Source organism: Kocuria himachalensis, from assembly GCF_054784195.1.
The window spans coordinates 1-3,231 of record NZ_BAAGPL010000008.1 but is presented as its reverse complement, the minus strand read 5'-3'; the positions used below and the strand labels follow the sequence as shown (position 1 = coordinate 3,231).

At 66.4% G+C, this 3,231-nt stretch carries 2 protein-coding genes; both read left to right on the top strand.

The window, feature by feature from the left end; genetic code table 11:
* Positions 1–283 precede the first annotated feature (283 nt).
* Positions 284–964: a hypothetical protein gene (locus ACYVM4_RS05495; RefSeq protein ID WP_460667906.1), complete on the top strand. Its 681-nt coding sequence runs from the start codon at positions 284–286 to the stop codon at positions 962–964.
* Between the two features lie 295 nt (positions 965–1,259).
* Entirely contained in the window at positions 1,260–2,591 is a 1,332-nt protein-coding gene (locus ACYVM4_RS05490; protein WP_460667905.1) for a TerC family protein, read from the top strand.
* Positions 2,592–3,231: the final 640 nt, after the last annotated feature.

Sequence of the window (3,231 nt, the reverse complement as noted above, 5' to 3'; positions counted from 1 at the left end):
GGCGTCGTCTGCTCGACAGCGCACGGGGACAGGAGCACAGCGAAGGCGATGGCCACGCGCACGGCGAACCACAGCACACGGTCCTCGGAGCGGATCCTCGGGAACAGCGCGTGCAGGCGCCCGAGTACCGGGTCAGGCCCCCGGGGCGCCCACGGTGGTCCACGTGCACGGACGGTTGAGTTTCCCTCTCCTTCTCGGATTTCATGGAACCTGTGTCCGGATTTCCGGCCATCGACGCAGCCCTTTCCGCAGGCTCACCCCCGCAGGGTTCGAGGAAGGTCCCATGATGAACACCCCAGTTCCCGAACGGCCGATGTCCCCTGCGGCCGGCCTCGTCCCAGCCCCCCTTGCCCCACTCCCTGATGGGCTCCCCGCAGCGGCCATTCCCGAGGATCTCGGCGGGGCCGGTGGCGCCCAGGAACGGCAGACCGATTTCATCCAGCGCGTCCTCGTCGCCGCGGGAGAGGTCGAGGAAGCAGAGTGGGCCCTCGACCAGGTCCTGAACGCCGCCGCCACCTCGGACGAGGAGATCGGCCTGGGCCTCGACGTCGCCCCCGTGGACGGCGCTCTGGAGTCGGCGCAGTGGTCACTGGACCAGGCGGTGGCCGTACTGCACGCGCAACTGCGCGCAGCGGCCGATTCCGGGGTCCCGCTCACCGATCTCGCCGAGGCTTCAGAGCTCCAGATCAGCGCACTACGCACCGCCCTGGACGCTGTCTCCGACACTACGACCGATACCACGACCGATACCACGACCGACACCACGACCGACACCACGACCGACACCACGACCGACACCACGACCGACGCCACGACCGACACCACGACCGACGCCACGACCGACGCCACGACCGACACCACGACCGACGCCACGACCGACACCACGACCGACGCCACGACCGAGGCCCTGTCCGCGGGACAGCTGCGGTCTCAACCGACAACCCCCCTTTCTGAGTGCCGATAATCCGCCCTGTGCAAAAAGGGACGTCAACAACGCGTTCAACCACTGCAGATCCCCCGCTGCTCGTGAGGTTGTGCACCTGCCGTATCCCTGCGGTCGCCCCAGGTCAGAGGGGCCTCGTATACAGTGGGGTATGCCTTAGGGGAGTATCCTTCAGCGCTGTGGACGTCAGTACGTCGGGTGATCGATGCCCGGCCGGGCACAGCGGTCGAGCTGGCCGGCACGGACCGGTGAGGTCCCGGCGGAGCGGCGGAGAGACTTACGGCGGTCCCGTACCCGACCCCGAAAGCACAATCCCATGGACGTCTCCCCCACCGTGTGGGCCGTGACGATCATAGCGATCGTCGGCCTGCTCCTGTTCGACTACGTCTTCCACGTCCGCAAGGCCCACGAGCCCCAGCTGAAAGAAGCCGCGATCTGGTCGGGCATCTACGTCGGCCTGGCGCTGGTTTTCGGCCTGTTCGTCCTCGTCCAGTGGGGTGGCCAGTACGCCGGGGAGTACTACGCCGGGTACATCACCGAGAAGGCCCTGTCGGTCGACAACCTCTTCGTGTTCCTGATCATCATGGCCTCGTTCAAGGTGCCGCGGGCGGACCAGCAGAAGGTCCTGCTGTTCGGCATCAGCTTCGCCCTGATCGCCCGCACCGCCTTGATATTCGTAGGTGCCGGGCTGATCAACCAGTTCGCCTGGGTGTTCTACGCCTTCGGGCTCATCCTGCTGCTGACCGCCGGCTCCCTGATCAAGAAGGAACTCGCCTCCGAGGAGCACGACGAGGCCGACAACTTCGTGGTCCGACTGGCCAGACGCTTAATCCACACCACCGACCACTACGACGGCGACAAGCTCTTCACCATCCACGACGGCAGTCGGGTGATGACCCCGATGCTGCTGGTCATGGTCGCCATCGGCGGCACCGACGTCCTCTTCGCCCTGGACTCGATTCCGGCGATCTTCGGTCTGACCCAGCAGACCTATCTGGTGTTCACCGCCGTGGCGTTCTCCCTGATGGGCCTGCGGCAGCTGTACTTCCTCATCGACGGGCTGCTGAACAGGCTCATCTACCTGTCCTGGGGCTTGTCGGTCATTCTCGGCTTCATCGGGGTGAAGCTCATCATTCACGCCCTGCACGAGAACAACCTGGGCTTCATCAACAACGGTGAACACGTCGAGGTCGTGGAGATCGGCATCGGGCTGTCCCTGTCCGTGATCATCGGCGTGCTGGCCATCACGGTCCTCGCCTCGCTGTTCAGCCCCAAGGGCCGGGCGGTGCACATCATCGGCGGCCTGCAGACGACGGCCGAGAAGTACGTCACCCTGCCCCAGGACGCACCGGTCGAAGAACGTTGCCGACTCGCCGCCAAGGTCGCCCACTACCAGGAGAAGATGCCCTCCATCTCGGCCCGGTACCGCGAGGAACTCATCGCCTCCGAGAGGCACTTCCGCGAGCTGTTGGACTGCGCCCACGGCAAGCACGGCGAGTTCGAGCGCACCGGGGTGGCCCCCGAGCCCGAGCCGGTTCCCGCCCCGGAGGCCGAGTCCGTGGAGGGCGCCCGCGCTGACACGCAGGCGGCCGCCGGAACAACCACCCCGGACACCCGGCGCGGCAGCGACGGCAACGACGCCGTCTGAGCCCGCTCCTGAAGCAGGGACCGCCCATCAGGAAGGCCCCTTCCTGGTGCGCCACCGGGTCCCGCTCCGATCGCCCCGGACGTATGCTCCCCGCAGCCAGTGTCGACGTGGTGGCCCACCGGAGGGACCCACACTTCAATGCGATCCACCCTCGACCGGGCCATATGTCAAGCGGAAGAGGACTGAAGCGGCATCTGGGGGCATCTGATCGCGCGACACGTCCCAGCGCGGGCACCGCCCAGATCATCGCCCAGGTTCCCAGCCGGGTCGAGGAGTCGGTGCCGTCCACCGACAGGACACCGGCGTAGGCCAGGGGCGAGTGCTGGAGTCGGTGCTTGGGACACCAGGTAGGTGCTCATCGGATGCACGTGCAGAGCGCATCTCACTGGGCGTCGCTTTTCCGACAGCTGCCCAAGCACGCTCCGACCAGGGGAACTCCCCTGACGGCGATCACCGCCACGTCCGACGGACCGCACGAGGGGAAGACTGGTGTCTCCCGTCTTCTCACATCGACCGGTAGACACAGCGGAGCGGGACAGAGAAGGTCTGCCCGTCTTCTCGTCCAGCCCGACTTGTGTCAACGGCAGGCGAAAGCTGACCCCTTTTCGGCAGCTGAAGGTTGACCCCCTGATCACTCATC

Bases quoted from the DNA above. Each gene is read 5' to 3' on its own strand.
- ACYVM4_RS05495 (WP_460667906.1), top strand. From the start codon at position 284: ATGATGAACACCCCAGTTCCCGAACGGCCGATGTCCCCTGCGGCCGGC.
- ACYVM4_RS05490 (WP_460667905.1), top strand. From the start codon at position 1,260: ATGGACGTCTCCCCCACCGTGTGGGCCGTGACGATCATAGCGATCGTC.